At 74.6% G+C, this 16,398-nt stretch carries 15 protein-coding genes; 7 read left to right on the plus strand and 8 right to left on the minus strand.

Going from position 1 to position 16,398, the window contains the following annotated elements:
- Nucleotides 1–63 precede the first annotated feature (63 nt).
- Entirely contained in the window at nucleotides 64–1,251 is a 1,188-nt protein-coding gene (locus tag ONA70_RS01900) for an MFS transporter (RefSeq protein WP_265004552.1), read from the minus strand.
- Nucleotides 1,252–1,425: 174 nt separating this feature from the next.
- Between ONA70_RS01900 and ONA70_RS01905 the strand changes: the two genes are divergently transcribed.
- A complete protein-coding gene (locus ONA70_RS01905) occupies nucleotides 1,426–2,208 on the plus strand; it encodes an IclR family transcriptional regulator (RefSeq protein ID WP_265004553.1) in 783 nt (260 codons plus the stop codon).
- Between the two features lie 123 nt (nucleotides 2,209–2,331).
- On the opposite strand, the gene ONA70_RS01910 is transcribed toward ONA70_RS01905, so the two are convergent.
- Nucleotides 2,332–4,449 carry a PhoX family protein gene (locus ONA70_RS01910; protein ID WP_265004554.1) on the minus strand — a complete coding sequence of 706 codons (2,118 nt, stop codon included), beginning with the start codon at nucleotides 4,447–4,449 and terminating at the stop codon, nucleotides 2,332–2,334.
- A gap of 238 nt (nucleotides 4,450–4,687) precedes the next feature.
- Between ONA70_RS01910 and ONA70_RS01915 the strand changes: the two genes are divergently transcribed.
- Together ONA70_RS01915 and ONA70_RS01920 are read left to right on the plus strand one after the other, a co-directional pair.
- A complete protein-coding gene (locus ONA70_RS01915; RefSeq protein WP_265004578.1) occupies nucleotides 4,688–5,182 on the plus strand; it encodes a sigma-70 family RNA polymerase sigma factor in 495 nt (164 codons plus the stop codon).
- Nucleotides 5,179–5,865 carry an anti-sigma factor family protein gene (locus ONA70_RS01920; RefSeq protein WP_265004555.1) on the plus strand — a complete coding sequence of 229 codons (687 nt, stop codon included), beginning with the start codon at nucleotides 5,179–5,181 and terminating at the stop codon, nucleotides 5,863–5,865. Before ONA70_RS01915 ends, ONA70_RS01920 begins: the two co-directional genes overlap by 4 nt.
- 4 nt (nucleotides 5,866–5,869) lie before the next feature.
- On the opposite strand, the gene rarD is transcribed toward ONA70_RS01920, so the two are convergent.
- The 4 genes from rarD to eccE all read right to left on the minus strand — a co-directional run bounded on the left by rarD (nucleotide 5,870) and on the right by eccE (nucleotide 9,625).
- Nucleotides 5,870–6,796 (minus strand): EamA family transporter RarD, encoded by a 927-nt coding sequence (rarD, locus tag ONA70_RS01925; protein WP_265004556.1) that lies wholly within the window; start codon nucleotides 6,794–6,796, stop codon nucleotides 5,870–5,872.
- Nucleotides 6,793–7,281: a GNAT family N-acetyltransferase gene (locus tag ONA70_RS01930; RefSeq protein WP_265004557.1), complete on the minus strand. Its 489-nt coding sequence runs from the start codon at nucleotides 7,279–7,281 to the stop codon at nucleotides 6,793–6,795. Before ONA70_RS01930 ends, rarD begins: the two co-directional genes overlap by 4 nt.
- Before the next feature lie 94 nt (nucleotides 7,282–7,375).
- Nucleotides 7,376–7,762, minus strand: a complete 387-nt coding sequence (locus tag ONA70_RS01935) for a phage holin family protein (protein ID WP_265004558.1) — start codon at nucleotides 7,760–7,762, stop codon at nucleotides 7,376–7,378.
- A 51-nt stretch (nucleotides 7,763–7,813) separates the two neighbouring features.
- Nucleotides 7,814–9,625 carry a type VII secretion protein EccE gene (eccE, locus tag ONA70_RS01940; RefSeq protein WP_265004559.1) on the minus strand — a complete coding sequence of 604 codons (1,812 nt, stop codon included), beginning with the start codon at nucleotides 9,623–9,625 and terminating at the stop codon, nucleotides 7,814–7,816.
- A gap of 293 nt (nucleotides 9,626–9,918) precedes the next feature.
- Here eccE and ONA70_RS01945 point away from each other — a divergent pair, with 293 nt between their 5' ends.
- Entirely contained in the window at nucleotides 9,919–10,236 is a 318-nt protein-coding gene (locus ONA70_RS01945; RefSeq protein WP_265004560.1) for a WXG100 family type VII secretion target, read from the plus strand.
- A gap of 18 nt (nucleotides 10,237–10,254) precedes the next feature.
- On the plus strand, nucleotides 10,255–10,548 hold the full coding sequence (locus tag ONA70_RS01950) for a WXG100 family type VII secretion target (protein ID WP_265004561.1): 294 nt from the start codon (nucleotides 10,255–10,257) through the stop codon (nucleotides 10,546–10,548).
- 150 nt (nucleotides 10,549–10,698) lie between these two features.
- Here the strand turns inward: ONA70_RS01950 and mycP are convergent, their stop codons facing one another.
- Nucleotides 10,699–11,904 carry a type VII secretion-associated serine protease mycosin gene (gene mycP / locus ONA70_RS01955; RefSeq protein ID WP_265004562.1) on the minus strand — a complete coding sequence of 402 codons (1,206 nt, stop codon included), beginning with the start codon at nucleotides 11,902–11,904 and terminating at the stop codon, nucleotides 10,699–10,701.
- Between the two features lie 153 nt (nucleotides 11,905–12,057).
- On the opposite strand from mycP, the gene ONA70_RS01960 reads away from it, so the two are divergent.
- Entirely contained in the window at nucleotides 12,058–15,030 is a 2,973-nt protein-coding gene (locus tag ONA70_RS01960; RefSeq protein WP_265004563.1) for an SseB family protein, read from the plus strand.
- The gene (locus tag ONA70_RS01965) at nucleotides 15,027–15,392 is read left to right on the plus strand and encodes a hypothetical protein (RefSeq protein ID WP_265004564.1); all 366 of its coding nucleotides are present in this window, start codon (nucleotides 15,027–15,029) and stop codon (nucleotides 15,390–15,392) included. The genes ONA70_RS01960 and ONA70_RS01965 overlap by 4 nt, the downstream gene beginning before the upstream one ends.
- A gap of 1 nt (nucleotide 15,393) precedes the next feature.
- Here ONA70_RS01965 and ONA70_RS01970 read toward each other — a convergent pair whose 3' ends face one another.
- The gene (locus tag ONA70_RS01970) at nucleotides 15,394–16,326 is read right to left on the minus strand and encodes an alpha/beta fold hydrolase (protein ID WP_265004565.1); all 933 of its coding nucleotides are present in this window, start codon (nucleotides 16,324–16,326) and stop codon (nucleotides 15,394–15,396) included.
- Between the last annotated feature and the right edge of the window lie 72 nt (nucleotides 16,327–16,398).

A 16,398-nucleotide genomic window follows, 5' to 3' on the forward strand; every position in this document is an offset into this window, starting at 1 on the left:
TGCTGGCGGGCAACAACCTCATGATCACGCGGGCGGGACGGAGGGACTGGGCCGCGGGGTGGGTTAGGGGGCGGAGCCAGCGAGGAGGCGGCTGCCGGTCAGCATGAGGAGGGCGGCCAGGAGCATCGACGCCGCGGCCGACGCCCACATGATGGGGTAGCCGAGCGCGCCGGCCAGGGCGCCGAGGCAGAGCGGGCCGACGCAGCCGCCCGCGTACACCCCGGTCTGGGTGATGGAGGTGGCGGCGGCCGGAGCCTGCGGATGGAGCCGGACCACCGCAAAGTTCATCAGGCCAGGCCAGGCCCAGCCGAGCCCGAAGCCGAGCAGCACGCCGGTGACCAGCGGCGCCGGCCCGGCCACCGCGAGCAGGGCCAGCCCGACCGCGCCGACCACCAGCATGCCGGCGATCAGCGCGACGTGCCCGGTCTCCCGGCGGTCAGCGAGCCAGCCGGCGCCGACCCGGGCCAGCACGCAGACCGCGCTGCCCAGGGTGAGCGTCAGGCCGGCCAGGGCCGGTGACAGCCCCCGGCCGGCGGACGAGTCCACCAGGAAGGTGCCCAGCGCGTTCGCCGCGCCGGACGCCAGGGTGGCGGCCAGGCCGATCACCACCAGCGCCACGGTGGCCCGGCCCGCCCGTCCGGCGGCGGCCGGCCGCGTCGGGTCGCGCTCCTGCCAGGGTACGGCGGGCAGGGCGGCCAGCGCCGCCCCGGCGGCGGCCACGAACGCCCAGCGCCAGCCGGCGGTCAGCGCGATGGTGGGCACCGCCGCCCCGGCCAGCAGGGTGGAGACCGGGATGGCGGCCTGCTTCACCCCGAAGGAGAGTCCCTGCCGGTGGGCGGGCACGTGCCGGGCCAGCGCCGCGTTGCTGGCGAGCTGCCCGAGGGCGTTCGCGGCGGCGCTGAGCCCGAGCAGCGCGACCAGCATCGGGTACGACCGGGCCAGCCCCGCCACGGCCAGCAGCGAGCCGGCGGAGAGCAGGATGCCGGCGCGGGCCACCACGGCGGCGCCGTACCGCTCGACCAGCGCGCCGGAGGGGACCGACGCGAGCGCGCTGATCCCGAAGTAGACCGAGACGGCCAGGCCCAGCCCGGCGGGGGAGAAGTGCAGTTCGTCGCCCATCTGCACGGCGAGGCCACCGACCAGGAAGACGGGCAGGACACAGGCGATGGTGGTGGCGATCGCGCCCGCGCTGGCGCGGACGGTACGGCGGCGGGACGTGGGCGGCGCGGGGTGCAGCACGGTGTCAGTCATGGCCAGGCAAACCTACGCCGGCCACGTTTCGGCGGCGGCCGTCACGTTTTGGCAGCTGATCGTGTCTGTCGGTGCACGGCCAGTGCCTGGTGATCTGGCATCCTCGATCCGAACAGGCATTTCGCACTCGGCCTGTTTTTCATATGGTGTAAGTCCCCGGCGGCGGAGGTGGTTGTGCGCGACCCCTTGGCGGAACCTTCGGACCTGATCCGCAGTGTCTCCCGCGCGCTTCGAGTGCTCGAGTCGGTCGGCCGTGCGCCGAAGGGACTCACCGTCAAGCAGATCGCCCGTCGCTGCGAGCTGACCGTGGCCACCACGTACCACCTGGTGCGCACCCTGGCCTACGAGGGTTACGTGATCCGGCGGGAGGACGGTACGTACATCGTCGGGCTGGAGGTGGCCGACCGGTACCGGGAGCTGGTGACCGCGTTCCGGGGGCCGCCGGCGGTCGGGGAGTCGCTGCGGCGGGCGGCCATGGAGACCGGCTGGAGCCACTACCTGGGGCGCTTCGTCGGCGGCCAGGTGGCGGTCACGGCGGTCGCCGAGGGGCCGCGCTCGCCGTACCTGGAGGATCTGGTGCCGGGCTTCGACGAGGGGGCGCACGCCACCGCCCTCGGCAAGAGCCTGCTCGCCACCCTCACCGCCGAGCAGCGCTTCCGCTACCTGCGCGAGTACGGCATGCGCCCGTTCACCAGCGCCACCCTGACCACCGTCGAGGCGTTCGAGGCGGATCTGGCCGCCGGTGACCGGCGCGGGATGCAGTTGGAGCTGGGGCAGTTCCGGCAGGGCGTGGCCTGCGCCGCGGTGCTGGTCACCCCGGACAAGGACATCGAGCGCCGCGTGGTGCTGGCCTGCGCGCTGCCGGCCGGCGAGATGATGACCTCCGCCCGGGTGGTCCGGGCCAAGCTGCTCACCGTCGCCCGCGCGATCGCCGACGGCATCGCCGCCGAGGGCTGACCCCGCCGAGCCTGATCGGCCCGGACTGCCGCCGAGCCGCGGCGGCCCGTACCGCCGAAAGGGCCCCTTCCCGGGGGAAGGGGCCCTTTCGGGGCGGTCCAGCGCCGAACCGCCGGGGGAACGTCAGCTGCCGACCGGGCCGCCGTCGAGGCGCCAGGTGACCACCACGCCGGGCTTGGCGAAGTCGCCGTCCGGCCAGGTGGACGCTGGGTTCGCCACCGACGCGCCGGTGATCTCGCCGGGGTGTTGCACGGCCACGAAGACCGAGCGGTTGTCCTTGGTGATGAACGGGCCGCAGGTCTCCGCGCCGACCGGCACGGTGAGGAACTGCTTCAGGTGGCCCCGCTCCGGGCCCTCGACGGCGGTGGCGAAGAGGCCGTCGTTGCTGCCCAGCGCGTTGCCGTCGGTGGCGATCCAGAGGTTGCCGGTGGCGTCGAAGGCGACGTTGTCCGGGCAGGAGATCGGCGAGACCTTGGCCTTGTCGTACCCGGCGAAGTGGGTCGACGGGTCGGTCGGGTCGCCGCAGACGATCGGCAGCGACCAGGCGAACGTCTCGGCGGTCTGGTCGCCCCGGTTCTCGACCAGCTCAAGGATCTGCCCGTGCTTGTTGAGGTTGCGCGGGTTCGCCTCGTCGGCGGCGGCCTTGCCGGCCTTGCCCCGGTCGGTGTTGTTGGTCAGCGCCACGTACACCTTGCCGGTGAGCTGACTGGGCTCGACGTCCTCCGGCCGGTCCATCTTGGTCGCGCCCACCTTGTCGGCGGCGAGCCGGGTGAAGGTGAGCACGTCCGCGGCGGTCATCCCGTCGACGTACGAGCGGTTGCCGCTGACCAGCTTGATCCACCGGCCGCGCCCGTCGAACGCCCCGTCCGCGGGGAGCTTGCCGGTGCCGTCGATCTCGCCGGCGCTGTTGCCGGTCAGCGTGGCCACGTAGAGCGTGCCCGACTCCAGCAGGGTGCGGTTGTGCTTGCGGGCCACCCAGGAGCTGCCCGGCATGAACTTCTTGTCCGAGACGAACTTGTAGAGGTAGTCGAACCGCTCGTCGTCGCCCAGGTAGGCGACCACGTGCCCACTGTCCGCCACGATCACGTTGGCGCCCTCGTGCTTGAACCGGCCCAGCGCGGTGTGCTTGCGCGGGCGGCTCTCGGGGTCGAACGGGTCGATCTCGACGATCCACCCGAAGCGGTGCGCCTCGTTGGGGTGCTTCGCCAGGTCGAAGCGCTCTTCGGCACGGTCCCACTTGCGGCTGCCGCTCGGGTAGCGCACGTCGGTCGGGATGCCGTACCGGGCCAGCTTCGGCTTCAGCTCCTCGGGCGCGCCGTCGCCGCCCACGAAGTACTGGTTGAAGTTCTCCTCGCCGGAGAGCACGGTGCCCCACGGCGTGACCCCGCCGGCGCAGTTGTTCAGCGTGCCGACGACCGTACGGCCCTTCGGGTCGGCGGCGGTACGCAGCCAGGCCGAGCCGGCGGCCGGACCGGTCAGCTCGAACGTCGTGGCGAGCGCGGTGACCCGCCGGTTGTACGGGCGCCGGCCGTGGCCCACCGGCCGCCACTGCCCGGTGCCGTCCACCCGCTCCAGCTCGACCACGGACATGCCGTGCGCGGCCATGGCCACCCGCAGCTGCTCCACGGAGAGCGCATCCTGGCTGGTGAAGCCCGGGAACATCAGGTCCTCGTTGGTGTACTCGTGGTTGACCACGAGCAGCGCCCGCCTCCGGTCGATCGGCAGCACGCCGACGAAGTCGTTGTTGTAGCCGAACTGCGTCGCCTGGGCGGCGGCGGTCTGGCCGTGCACGTCGAAGGCGGAAGCGCCGGGCACCACCGGGTCGCCCCACTTGATCACGACGGCGTGGTCGTACCCGTTCGGCACGACCAGGGTGTCGAGCTTGTTCGGCGGGATCGGCTTGAAGGTCAGCGCGCCGCTGCCCACCCCGCCGCCCGGCGCGGCCTCCGGTGCCACCGGGACGGTCGGCGCGGCGGGCGCGGCGGCGGCCGGGGCGGCGCCGGCCAGGGCGCCGGCGACGGTGCCGCCGAAGCCGAGGACCAGGGCACCGACGGCACCGGCGCGCACCACGCCGCGCCGGGACACCTCGGCGTCGACCAGGTCCCCGAAGTACGGGTTGCCGGAGGAGTTCGGTACCGGGTGGTCACAGGCGTTGCCGCAGCGGTATTGGCAGGTCATCGCGTCGCGGGCACCATGACGGGTGGCGCCCAGCAGCGGGAGCAGCCGGGGACGGTCGCTCATGGGGTGGAGCCCTCCTGATATGACGTCAGTGCTGTGCCGGGGCGTGTACGCGCACGTACGGGCCGGACCCTGCCAGGGCCTGGTGAGCGGGTACCGGCCCGGACGTGAACCGAACGTGAACAGCTGCGGCGTGACCTGCGGCTGAACCGTTCGGCCTGACGGCACGTATGAAACAGAGGAACGCATCGCTGGTCTCGCCGGAAGCGAGGTACCCGCCATCAGCGACCACGACGCCCAACTGCTGCGCGCGTTGCACGACGAGCACGCCGACGCGCTCTTCGCGCATGCCCTCCGGCTGGTCAACGGCGACCGGTCGCGCGCCGAGGACCTGGTGCAGGAGACGCTGCTCCGGGCCTGGCGGCACCCGGAGTCGCTGGACCCGGGGCGGGGTTCGGTCCGCGCCTGGCTCTTCACCACCGCCCGGAACCTGGCCATCGACGCCTGGCGGCGGCGGTCCACCCGGGTCGGCGAGATCTACACCGACGAGCTGCCCGAACCATCCGAGACGGTCGACGAGGCGGAGCGTGCGGTGGAGGCGTGGACCGTGGCCGAGGCGCTGAACCGGCTCAGCCCCACCCACCGGGACGTGCTGGTCGAATGCTTCTACCAGGGCCGGTCGGTGGCCGAGGCGGCCGCCCGGCTCGGCGTGCCGCCGGGGACGGTGAAGTCCCGCACGCACTACGCGCTGCGCTCACTACGGTTGGTGTTGGCCGAGATGGGGGTGACCCGATGACCCGCTGCGAGTTCGCGCACGACGACGGCGCGTACGTGCTGGGTGCCCTCGCCCCCGCCGAGCGGGCGGCCTACGAGCGGCACCTGGCCGGCTGCGCCGCCTGCCGGGAGGCGGTGGCCGAGATCGCCGTGCTGCCCGGTCTGCTGGGTCGGCTCGATCCGGCCGGGCTGGAGCAGTTCCTGGAGGCCGGCCCGGAGACCTCCCGGGTGCCCGCGCTGCTCGACGCCGCTCGCGAGCAGCGGCGCCGCGAGCGGTCCCGGTCGCGCCGCCGGTACGCGCTGACCGCGCTCGCCGCCGCCGTCCTCGCCGTGCTGGTCGGCGTCGGGGTGGCCCTGGTCCGCCCGGCCGCCCCGCCGAAGCCCCAGGTGGCCCTGACCGCAATGCGGCCGGTCACCGGCACGGCCCCGCTGCACGCCGAGTTCGGGCTGACCGACAAGAAGTGGGGCACCGAGGTCACCCTGCACTGCGGGTACGACCAGCGGACGGGGCACCGGGAGGCGTACACCTTCCGGCTGGTGGCGCACGGCCCGGACGGCGCGACGGAGCAGGTCGCCACCTGGCTGGCCGCTCCCGGAGACAATCTCCGGATGACCGGCGCCACCCACTTCACCCACGGCGAACTGGTCCGCCTCGAACTGCTCCGCGCCGACAACACCCCCGTCCTCGCCTACGACCTCCGCTGACAGGTCAGCGGGTCATGGCAGGCACCGGGGTGGTGGCGGCTCGTGCTGCGGCGCGGGTGCGGTGGGCGTGGCGGAGGGCGTCGGTGGTGAAGACCACCAGGGCGAGCCAGACCAGGGCGAACCCGGCCAGCCGGGCCGGCGGCATCGGTTCGTGGTAGATCAGCACCCCGCAGCCGAGTTGGAGGATCGGCCCGACGTACTGGAGCATGCCGATGGTGGAGAGCGGCAGCCGGTTCGCCGCCCCGGCGAAGAGCAGCAGCGGGATCGCGGTGGCCGCGCCCGCCAGCACCAGCAGCACGGTGTGCCCGGTCGACACGTGCCCGAAGGTCGACGTGCCCCGGCTGGTCAGCCAGGCCAGGTAGCCCAACGCGGGCAGCGCCAGCACCGCCGACTCGACGAAGAGCCCCTCCGCGGCGGGCAGTCCGAGCCGCTTCTTGACCAGCCCGTACCCGGCGAAGCTGAAGGCCAGGGTGAGCGCCAGGTACGGCAGCCGGCCGTAGTCCACGGTCAGCACCGCCACCGCCACGCCGCCGAGCCCGAGCGCCGTCCACTGTGCCGGGCGCAGCCGCTCGCGCAGCAGGAAGACCCCGATCAGCACGATGACCAGGGGATTGATGAAGTAGCCGAGGGCCGTCTCCACCACCCGGTCGGAGTTCACCCCGTAGATGTAGGTGCCCCAGTTGATCGCGATCAGGGCGGCCGCGGCGGCGATGCCGGCCAGCGCGCGGGGCCGCCGGGCCAGCGCGCGCAGGAAGCCGATGTTGCGCATCGCGGCCAGCAGCAGGGCGACGAAGACCACGGACCAGACGATCCGGTGGGCGAGGATCTCCACCGGTCCGGCCGGTCGGAGCAGCTTCAGGTAGATCGGGAAGAAACCCCAGAGGAAGTACGCGCCGAAGCCGTACAGGTAGCCGAGGCGGGTCTGGTTCACGGCTCCACCGTAAGTGGTGAGGTGGCCTGTTGCTCCTTTCCAGTGACCTGGGTCACCCGTCGGTCCAGCTGCATCCAGCGGTCCGGCTCGACGGGGGTGAAGCCGACCTTCGCGTACACCCCGTGCGCGTCGTTGGTGGCCAGCACGATGCGGCGTACGCCCAGCTCGGTCAGGTGGTCGCGGACCGCGCCGGCCAGCCAGGTGCCCAGGCCGCGGCCCCGCTCGCCGCGGTCCACGTACACGTCGCAGAGCCAGGCGAAGGTGGCCCGGTCGGTGACCACCCGGCCCACCGCCACCTGCCGCCCGTCCCCGGGCCGGTAGACCCCGAAGCCGATCGAACCGGCGAAGGCGCGCTCGACCGTGTCCCGATCCCGCCCGATCGCCCAGTACGCGTCGGTGCAGAGCCACCGGTGCACCCGGTCCAGGTCGAGCCGGGCCGGGTCGGTGCTGAGCTGGTAGCCGTCAGGGCGGGTCAGGGTGAACACCCGACCGACGCTAGTCCCGCCACCCCCGCCCCTCGCCAGCCAATTCCCGCCCACTGGCCTGGCCGGTGAGCGGGAATCGACGGGGCGGGACCGATCAGTCGCGGTCGAGGACGGCGCCGAGGAGCCAGGTCACGATGCCGACGAAGAGCGCGCCCAGCACCGCGGCCGGCCAGAAGTCGTCCACGTGGAACGGCAGCCCGGCCTCACCAGCGATCCAACTGGTGAGCAGGAACAGCAGGCCGTTCACCACCAACGCGATCAGACCGAGGGTCAGCAGGTAGAAGCCGCAGCCGACGGTCTTGATGATCGGCTGGAGTACGGCGTTGACCACACCGAAGATCACCGCGACCAGCACCAGCGTGGTCACCGTCTCGGTGACCGACTCCGACTCCAGCGAGATGCCCGGGATGAGCAACGTGGCGAGCCAGAAGGCCACCGCCGTCGAACCGAGCCGGATCAGAAGACCCTTCAGAAAACCCATGGCGGGGATCGTGCCATGGCGCGTCGACTCGCGGAACCCGTGTTGATCGGCTCAGCGGCGACCCGGTCGACCGACCAGTTGCGACTCGATCGGCGTCGGGGAGAGCAGCGCCCAGCGCAGCGCCCGCCGATTGACCACGGCGACCATGTCGTCCCGGATCCGGGTGAGCCACTCCGCCGAACCGCCGAGGCCCAGCGCGGTACCGGCCAGCGCCGCCTCGGCCGGGTCCAGTGGTTGCAGGATCGCCAGGTCGGCGCGGGCCAGCGCCGCCGAATCCGCCGGGATCAGCTCGTCCCGGACCACCAGGACGGACTGCCAGGCTGCGGCGGGCCCGACCTCCGGCGGCACCGGCCCGGCGTCGACCACCACCAGCAGCGGTTGCAGCGGCGAGCCCGGTGCGCCGCCCACCGGACGCCCGGGCGGGACCAGCGGCACCGCGCCGCCGGGAGCACCCACGCCACGGACGAAGGGCTCCCACGCCCGGGGCCGGGCCGTCTGCACCACCACCCGGGCGCCGAGCGCCAGCGCGCGCAGCGCCATGAGCTGGGCGGCGCGTACCCCGCCGACCAGCAGCAGCCGGATCGTGCCGGGACCGAAGAGGCGGACGGTCACCGCGCCGCCGTGCCGGTTGGCCCCGACCATCACCCCGGACTCGCCGACCGGCAGCTCCAGCCCGTCCAGCTCCGCGCCGGCGTTCGCCGGACCGACCGGTGCCACCGCCAGCGGCAGGGTGGCGGTCAAGCCGGCCAGGTGCTCACCGTCGAGCCGGCGTATCTCCGCGCCCAGATCGCCGACGAGCCGGCGCAGCGCCCGTTCGGCGACCGCCAGTTCCGCGCTGGTCCAGGCGGCCAGGCGTACGGTCAGCTCCGCCGGGACCGGCGCGGCGTCGGTGTCGGCGCGCGGACCGACGCAGAGCGCGACGGTGGTGGCGGTCGCCGGCAGCGCCAGCAGCCGGGGCAGTAGCCGCCGACCCGCGTCGCCACCCGGATCCGGCCACCGCCGCAGCCGGTAGGTGGCCTGGGTCAGCCCGTCCGCCGTCAGTGCCGGCCACGATTCGCGGACCGGCGCTCCGAGGTCGTGGTGGGCCAACTCGGCGACCACCCGCAGCGCGGCCGACCCGCCGAGCGGGCGGCCGGCCAGCGGGCCGAGCCGGCGCACGATCCGCCGGACCGCGCTGGAGAGCGCACGGCGCAGTTCCTCGTCCGACCAACCGTCGACCCGGACCGTCCGGACGGCGAGCACCACCCGGGACCGCCCCGCCAACCTGCCATCCGTGAGCTGGCGGTATGACGTGCCTGCCGTGCCGCCCCCGACGGCCGGCACCGGAGCGGGTGACGCGGAGAACAGCAACTGGATCCGCACCGGCGGGGTCTCCGGGCCGGGCGCGGGCAGTAGGGAGAGCGGAGCCGGCAGCGTGCGTGGGCCGTCGCCGAGCAGGTCGCCGGGGTCGCCGATCTCCAGCAGCGCGGTCATCCCGGCCGGGTCGTCCAGCACCGCGGCGGGACTGCCGGCCAGCTCGGCGGAGTGCACCGACGCGGCCGGGGCCACCAGTTCCAGCAGCGCGGCCGGTCCCGAGGTGGCCGGCAGGGCCCGCCGCCGGGAAACATGCCCCAGGCCGACCAGCAGCCATTCGTAGAGCCACCGGCCGCGCCAGCGCACCCAGGCACCGGGCAGCAGCAGGATCGCCAGCAGCAGGGCTGCCGCGGTCACCGCGACGCCCCGGCCGACCGCAGCGACCAGCGCGGCGACCGCGACCTGCGCGGCCACCACCTGACCGGCCCGCACGTCGGATGCCGGGCGCAACGCGCGAGGTGGTGGGTGCGGAGTCGGCACCGCCGGCCGTGCCGTCGTGGTCGCCGTCACCGGGCCTTCCTGGTTCGCGACTGCGGGGCTCGCAAGCCCGGCTCACTCCTCGCGCTCACGATGCCTCCGCCGCTTGCTCGTCCGGTGACGCTGCCGTGGCTGATCGTAATGGTTCGTTGTCCACAGGGGAGGCTCAGGGGGTAGCAGAACCGGAACCGGGCCGCTACCGTCAGCGACGAGTTCCGCCGAGCGCGCCCGTCCCCATCCCCCCGTTCCCGTTCCGCGCTCCGGCGATGTCCACGGTGGCCGTTCCGGCGGCCAGCCACGACCGAGGAGGCGAGGTGACGTCCGGGATGCCCCAGACCCAGGCAGAAGCCGCGGTGATGCAGCAGACCGCCGCGAAGTTCGAGCAGGTGGACCAGTCGTTGCAGACCATGCTCACCGGCCTGATGGCCGAGTTGGAGGTGTTGCAGCAGGCCTGGCGCGGCGCCGGCGGGCGGTCGTTCCAGCAGGTCAAGCAACAGTGGGCGCAGGACCAGGCGGCGCTGCAGCGCGCCCTGCGGGAGACCGCGAGCGCGATCCGCACCGCCGGCCGGCAGTACGACGTCTCGGACACCGAGGCCGCCGCCCGGGTGAGCGGCACCCACCGCGGCCTCCAGTTGCCACTCTGACCCGAAAGGACGAAGCCGATGGACCATGGTGTGCTGGTCGTCAATTTCGCCGCGCTGCAACAGGCCGGCGCGGACATCCAGAAGGCGCTCAACACCCTCGACAGCCAGCTCGGGCAGCTCGAGCGGGACGCCGCGCCGCTGGTGGCGAGCTGGTCTGGCGACGCCCGCGAGGCCTACGAGCAGCGGCAGGCCCGGTGGCGGGCCGCCTCGCAGGACCTCCAGGCCATGCTGCGTGACATCAAGCTGGCGGTGGAGGACTCCGCCGCCGACTACCTCGACACCGAGAAGCGGAACGCCAACCTGTTCCAGTGACCCCGCAGCGGCGGCGGCCCGGGCACCCACCCGGACCGCCGCCCCTGCATGCCCTGGCCGGCCCGCGTCCGGGCCGACAGGGGCCGGCGACGGCCGCCGGGTGGGGGCGGTGTGGTCGGTTCGGCTGGACCGCGCCGGTCAACGGTGGGTTCAGCCGGGGTCGGCGGGGCGCCAGCGGCGGCGGGCACCGCGGGGAAGCACCAGGGCGAGCAGCACCACGACCGTGGCTGCCGCACCGGTCGCACCCGCGACCCGGAGCGCCCGGTCCCGGGCGGCCGTCCGGCGCGCCTCCCGTGCCGCCGCGGCCGGGTCCGGCCGGTCCACCGCCAGCGCCGCCTGCCGCGCCGGTCGCCCGGTCACCGGCCCGGGCACCTCGGTGACCGCCCGGTACGGATTCAGCACCCCCGCGCCGTACCCGTCGCCGCGTCCCGGTGCCGGGTCGGCGCCGGCCACGAGCCGCCGGGCCACCTCGGCAGCACCCAACTCGGGGCGGTACTGGCGCAGCAGTGCGGCGGTGGCGGCCACGAACGGCACGGCGTAGCTGGTCCCCTCCGCCCGGTGGTGGCCCTGCCCCGGCGCGGCCATCAGCACGTCGCTGCCGGGGGCGACCAGGTCCACGTACGGGCCGGTCTGGGAGAAGGGGGAGCGGCTGCCGTCCACCCCGATCGCGCCCACCCCGAGCACCCCGTCGTACGCGGCGGGGTACGGCCGGGGATCGCCGCTGTCGTGCAGGTTGCCGGCGGCGGCCACCACGACCACGTCCCGGCGTACCGCGGCGGCGATCGCGGCCCGGACCGCCGGGTTGTCGGCGTACAGCACCACGGAGAGGTTGAGCACGTCGGCGTCGTGGTCCACCGCCCAGCGGATCGCCCGGGCGAAGTCGGCCGCGTCGACCGTACGCCCCGACTCCCGCCCCGCGACGACCTGCTGCTCGCTGACCCGTACCGGCAGGATGCGGGCGCCGGGGGCCAGCCCGCGGAACGCCACGCCCGGGCGGGCGGTGGCCGCGATGATGCTCGCCACCCCGGTGCCGTGCCCGGCGCAGTCGCGGGTGCCGTCGCCGCCGGGGTCGAGGAAGTCGGCACCGTCGAGCACCCGACCGGCCAGTTGGGGGTGGCTGCGGTCCACGCCCGAGTCGATCACCGCGACGACCACCCCGGCACCGTCGGCGAGCGGGGTGAGCCGGTCCGGCGCGTACCGTTGCTGCGGCCACGGGGTGGCTGCCACGGGCCGGGCCGGGGCGGGCGGTGAAACGCAGCCGGACGGCGCGCGGGCCGCCGCCGGCCCGGCCGGCAGCGCGGCGGTGAGGATGGTGAGCAGGGCCGCCAGGGCCGGGCGCGCGGTGGGTCGGGACATCGACCGCCTCCGTAACGTGTCGGCTCCGGAACGGGATGTTAGCGCCTCGCTCGACGGGCCGGCGTACCGCCGATGGCCAGCCATTGTGATCGTGTTCCCACCTTGTAGGTTGTAGGCGATGCCTGTGGCCTGTGCGCGGAAGGAGAGGTGGCCGTGACCGGATGGGAGCCGGCCGCCGAGGCCGAGGTGGCGATGCTGGACGCCCTGCGCGCGCAGGATCAGCAGCTCTACTTCCGCATCCTGACCAGGGTCGATCTGCTGCTACCGGTCGCCGGGCAGTCCCCGCTGGGCTGGGGGACCTGGACGACCGGTGGCCGGACGCACGTCCTGGCATTCACGTCCGCCACCGCGATGCGGGCCTGCCTGGGCGACAACGCCGGTGCCACCCGCCGCGTCCCGTACGCCGAGCTGGCGGCGGGCTGGCCCGACCACGAGTGGTGGCTCGCGGTCAATCCCGGTCTGCCGATCGAGGGCTACCTGCCCGCCTGGTTCGTGGCCCAGCTCTCCCGGGGCGACGTCCGGCTGCCGGGGCGCACCATGGGGGCCCGCGCCCGGCTGGAGCGGGTGGAGAACGCCGTCCGGGCCCGCGCCGAGGCGTCCGGCCGGGACGTGCCGCGGGCTTCCGCGCCGGCCGCCCCCGCGCCGGCCGCCCCCGCGCCGGCCGCCCCCGCGCCGGCCGCTCCGAGCAGCCGGCCGCCGTACCCGGCGGACCCGGCGACCGTGCCGTTCCCGGCGGCCCCGAGCGTCCCGGCCCGGACCTCGACCCCGAGCGCGACCGAGTCGTCGGTGCCACCGATCCCCCGTCGACCGGAACCGGCGAACGGGCACCTCACCGCGGATGGCCTCGGGCGGCTCGGCCCGCGCGGGGCGGACGAGGGTGCGGCCGGGTGGCCAGGCCCGACCACCGTGGGGGATTTCGCCCGCCGCCCGGGCGAGGTCGGCCGGCCCGCGAGCCGCGCCGCTGGCGACCGCCTCGCCCCGACGCCGGAGCCCGCCCCGGACAACCTCCCTGGCTGGGTCAGCGACCTGCGGCACCGCTCGGATGAACCGGACTCCTTCGACAACTCGGGGCGATCGGCCACGACCAACAGCCACTCCGCGCCGCCCCCGGCCCGCTCGTTCTTCGAACCCGCCTCGGGCCGGTCCGCCCGGCGTCCGTCCCCACTGGACCAACGGGAGCGGACCGGGGAACGGGGCGTCCCGCCGTCCCGGTTCGCCCAGGGCGGTCAACCGTTCCCGCGCCGCCGGCCGCTGAACGAGCCGGTGCCGGAGGACCCGACCCGGGCGTTCTCGGTCGACCCCGAGACCACACAGGCGCTCGGCCCGGGTCGCCCGGCGGAACCGCCCCGACCGTTCCGCCCCGCGCCGCCCCCGGCGTCGGCCGCGGAGGCGACCCAGGCGTTGCCCCGCCGCCAGCCCAGTCCCGCTGAAGCGCCCGACGCGGACGAGCGCACCCAGCCGATCCCGGCGGGAGATCCCGCGTTGGCCGTATCGGCGGAGGACCTGCCCCCGTCGATCGCCGAACCGGTGTCCGGGCCGCCCGCCGGGCGTCGGGGCTTCTCGCCGATCGTCATCGAGGGCACCATCATCGAGTCCCGGGACCTCACCGAGCCGGCGGAACCGCCCGCGACCCGTCCGGGCTCCGGGCCGGGGCCGATGGTGGCCGAGCCGTATGCGGTGCCCACCATTCCCGCGGCCACCTCGGCGATGGCCAACGCGACGGGGCCGGCGGCGTACCGGACGGAGGACGAGGGGCCGGCCGCGCCCTGGGCCGGCCCCGCCGAACCCACCGTGCCGCTCACCGTCGACCCGTCCCGGCGGGCCGGCGAGAGCCGCTCCGAGCCGGCCGAACCGCTGTTCGGCGGTTCCGGGACACCCGACCGGTCCCGGTTCGAGCCGGCCGGCCCGGGGACCGAGCCGCGGTACGCGCCCGCCGCGTCGACGGAGGCGCGGACGGACCCGTCGTTCGCGCCCGCCGCCTCGACGGCGTATCCGGCCGCGCCGCCCGCCTGGTCAGCGCGAATGGCCGGGGCAGCCGATCCGGGCGGCGGTCGGCCGGCCGGGTCGACGGACGCCGGTCCGGCCTCGTGGGAGGAAGCTGTCCCGGTCGCGGACGCCGGCCCGGCACGCGAGGACTCCCGGCCAGCCGCAGCCGACTTCGTGCCGGCGAACGAGGTGGAGGAGGAGTTGCTGGGCGCGGCCGGCAGCGGCAGCACCGACGGGTTCCTCTCCACCCTGCTGCTGGCCCGGGTGCTGCTGCCCGTTGCGGCCGATTCCGCCGCCGGGAGCCGGCCGGGTGACCCCGGTTTCGTCTGGCACACCGAGCAGCTCGACGGCGGGACGTACGTGGTGGTCTACACCTCGCCCGAGCGGCTGGCCGACCGCGCCGAGCGGCCGGTCGACACCGTACGCGTGAAGTTCGTCCAGCTCATCCGGCGCTGGCCGGACGAGAGCTGGTCGTTCGCGGTGAACCCGGGCACCCCGGTCGGCGCGACGTACCCCGGCGAGCAGGTCCTCGCGCTGGCCAACTGGGCCGCCGAGGTGGGGCTCGGTGACGATCCGGAGGGCGAGCCCGAGCCGCCGGCCGCCGAGCCGACGGCGGCGACGGAGAGCCGGCCGACCCCACCGCCGGTCGACCCGACCCGTCCGGTGACCATGCAGAAGGCGATCGCCCCGAGCCAGCTCGCCTACTACCTGGAGCGCGGCTACGACCGGGTCTCCGGCTTCGTGCACCGGGCCAACGAGCTCGCCCACCTCAGTACCCCGGCCGAGCTGTTCGACGCGCTCGGCCTCGGTCACCCCGGCTCACCGTTTTCCGGGGACGCCGAGGAGATCTACGTGCTGCGCTGGCCGGCGTACCGGCCGAGCCTCTACCGCATCCCGTACGGCGGGCAGAACGAGGCCGCGATGCGGGCCATGGAGGGCTGGGTGATCGAGCGCCCGCCGTTCCGCGGCAACGGCTTCGCGCCGGGAGAGAGCAGCGACGTGGTCGCCGAGTTCAAGGTGGACAGCGCCCGGCTGCCGCACGGCGCCCAGCTGTGGCGGATCGGTGCCGACCGCACCGAGCGGGTGGTGGCGATCCTGGACACCGACGCGCTGCTCTGGCGACAGGTGGACGCGCCGTGAGCCGCGACGGCTACGTGGCCCGCTGGCAGGGCAGGGAGTACCAGGCCAGCCCGGACGGCGACGACGTCCGCCTCTACCAGCCGGAGCCGGGCGAGGGCTTCGAGGAGGTACGCCCCGGCCGGTACGTCCGGGTGGTGCCGGCCGCCGAGGTGGAGGACCTGGCGTACGCGCGGATCACCTGCACCTGGCAGGGGCAGCCGTTCATCGTGCTCGCCGAGCACGATGGCTGGTTGCGGGTGGAGTACACCGGTGGACGCTGGCCGGTGGCCCGGGCGATGGGGCTGGAGGCCTTCGACTTCGGCGTCTATCAGGGCTGGGCACCGGCGAACGAGGTCGTGGACCTGCGCGAGAAGCGGATCTGAGTCAGGACTTCGTCCAGCGCAGGATCTCGCCGAGCACCAGGTCGCGGGCCTCCAGGTGCGGGAAGTGGCCGACCCCGTCGAGCAGCCGCCACTCGTACGGTGCGCTGACGTAGCGGCCGGATCCCTGGGCGGTGCGGTGCAGCGAGGCCCCGTCCAGCGCGCCGTGCAGCTGGAGGGTCGGGGTGATCAGCGGCTTCTGCATCAGCTTGACGAACCGGTAGCCGTGCAGCCGCAGCACCGACCGGAACGCCCAGCGGTAGCCCTCCATGGCGCAGAAGGCGGCCTGCGGGATCTGCATGGCGGCCTGGCAGCACCGCGCGTACGTTTCGAACTCCGGACTGTTCACCCAGCGCGGCCCGCCCCAGCGGCGCAGGATCGCCGCCACCTCGGCGGCGTCGTCCCGGGTCAGTACGTGCTCGTAGCGGGGGAGCTGGAACTTCAGCGTCCGGGTGGCGGCGGCGAACTGGCCGCGCGGGTCGGCGAAGATGGCCGCCCGCAGTCGGAGCGGGTGCGGGGCGCCGAGCACCACCAGCCGGCGGACCAGGGTGGGGTGGAACGAGGCGGCGGTCCACGCGATGAGCCCGCCCGCCCCGCTGCCCACCAGGGTCGCCGACCGCTCGCCGAGGGCGCGGATCAGCCCGGCCACGTCGGCGGCGAGCGTGTAGCCGTCGTATCCCCGGGGTGGCTTGTCGCTGGCGCCGTACCCGCGCAGGTCGATCGCCACCGCCCGGAAGCCCGCGTCGGCGACCGCCGGCAGCATCTCCTGCCAGGCGTACCAGTACTCGGGGAAGCCGTGCAGGAAGAGCACCATCGGACCGGTGCCGGCCTCGACGACGTGGAAGCGGCTGCCGTTGGCGCCGACGAACCGGTGCGTCCACGGCCCCTCGGGCAGGACGCAGGACTCGTCGACGGGCCCGCCACGCTGGTCGGTCATGGGCACAGCCTAGGGCCGGCGATCCGCCGTAGGCCCCGCAGGTGGCGAGGATCAGGGGATTCTCCGGGACAC

It is taken from the genome of Micromonospora yasonensis (assembly GCF_026013475.1).
Taxonomy (GTDB): Bacteria; Actinomycetota; Actinomycetes; order Mycobacteriales; family Micromonosporaceae; genus Micromonospora; species Micromonospora yasonensis.

What these genes read in the sequence shown, in the direction of transcription:
- ONA70_RS01970 (WP_265004565.1), bottom strand. Translation starts at nt 16,326, where the DNA reads ATGACCGACCAGCGTGGCGGGCCCGTCGACGAGTCCTGCGTCCTGCCC.
- ONA70_RS01950 (WP_265004561.1), top strand. Translation starts at nt 10,255, where the DNA reads ATGGACCATGGTGTGCTGGTCGTCAATTTCGCCGCGCTGCAACAGGCC.
- ONA70_RS01935 (WP_265004558.1), bottom strand. Translation starts at nt 7,762, where the DNA reads ATGGGTTTTCTGAAGGGTCTTCTGATCCGGCTCGGTTCGACGGCGGTG.
- ONA70_RS01920 (WP_265004555.1), top strand. Translation starts at nt 5,179, where the DNA reads ATGACCCGCTGCGAGTTCGCGCACGACGACGGCGCGTACGTGCTGGGT.
- mycP (WP_265004562.1), bottom strand. Translation starts at nt 11,904, where the DNA reads ATGTCCCGACCCACCGCGCGCCCGGCCCTGGCGGCCCTGCTCACCATC.
- ONA70_RS01910 (WP_265004554.1), bottom strand. Translation starts at nt 4,449, where the DNA reads ATGAGCGACCGTCCCCGGCTGCTCCCGCTGCTGGGCGCCACCCGTCAT.
- ONA70_RS01945 (WP_265004560.1), top strand. Translation starts at nt 9,919, where the DNA reads ATGCCCCAGACCCAGGCAGAAGCCGCGGTGATGCAGCAGACCGCCGCG.
- ONA70_RS01900 (WP_265004552.1), bottom strand. Translation starts at nt 1,251, where the DNA reads ATGACTGACACCGTGCTGCACCCCGCGCCGCCCACGTCCCGCCGCCGT.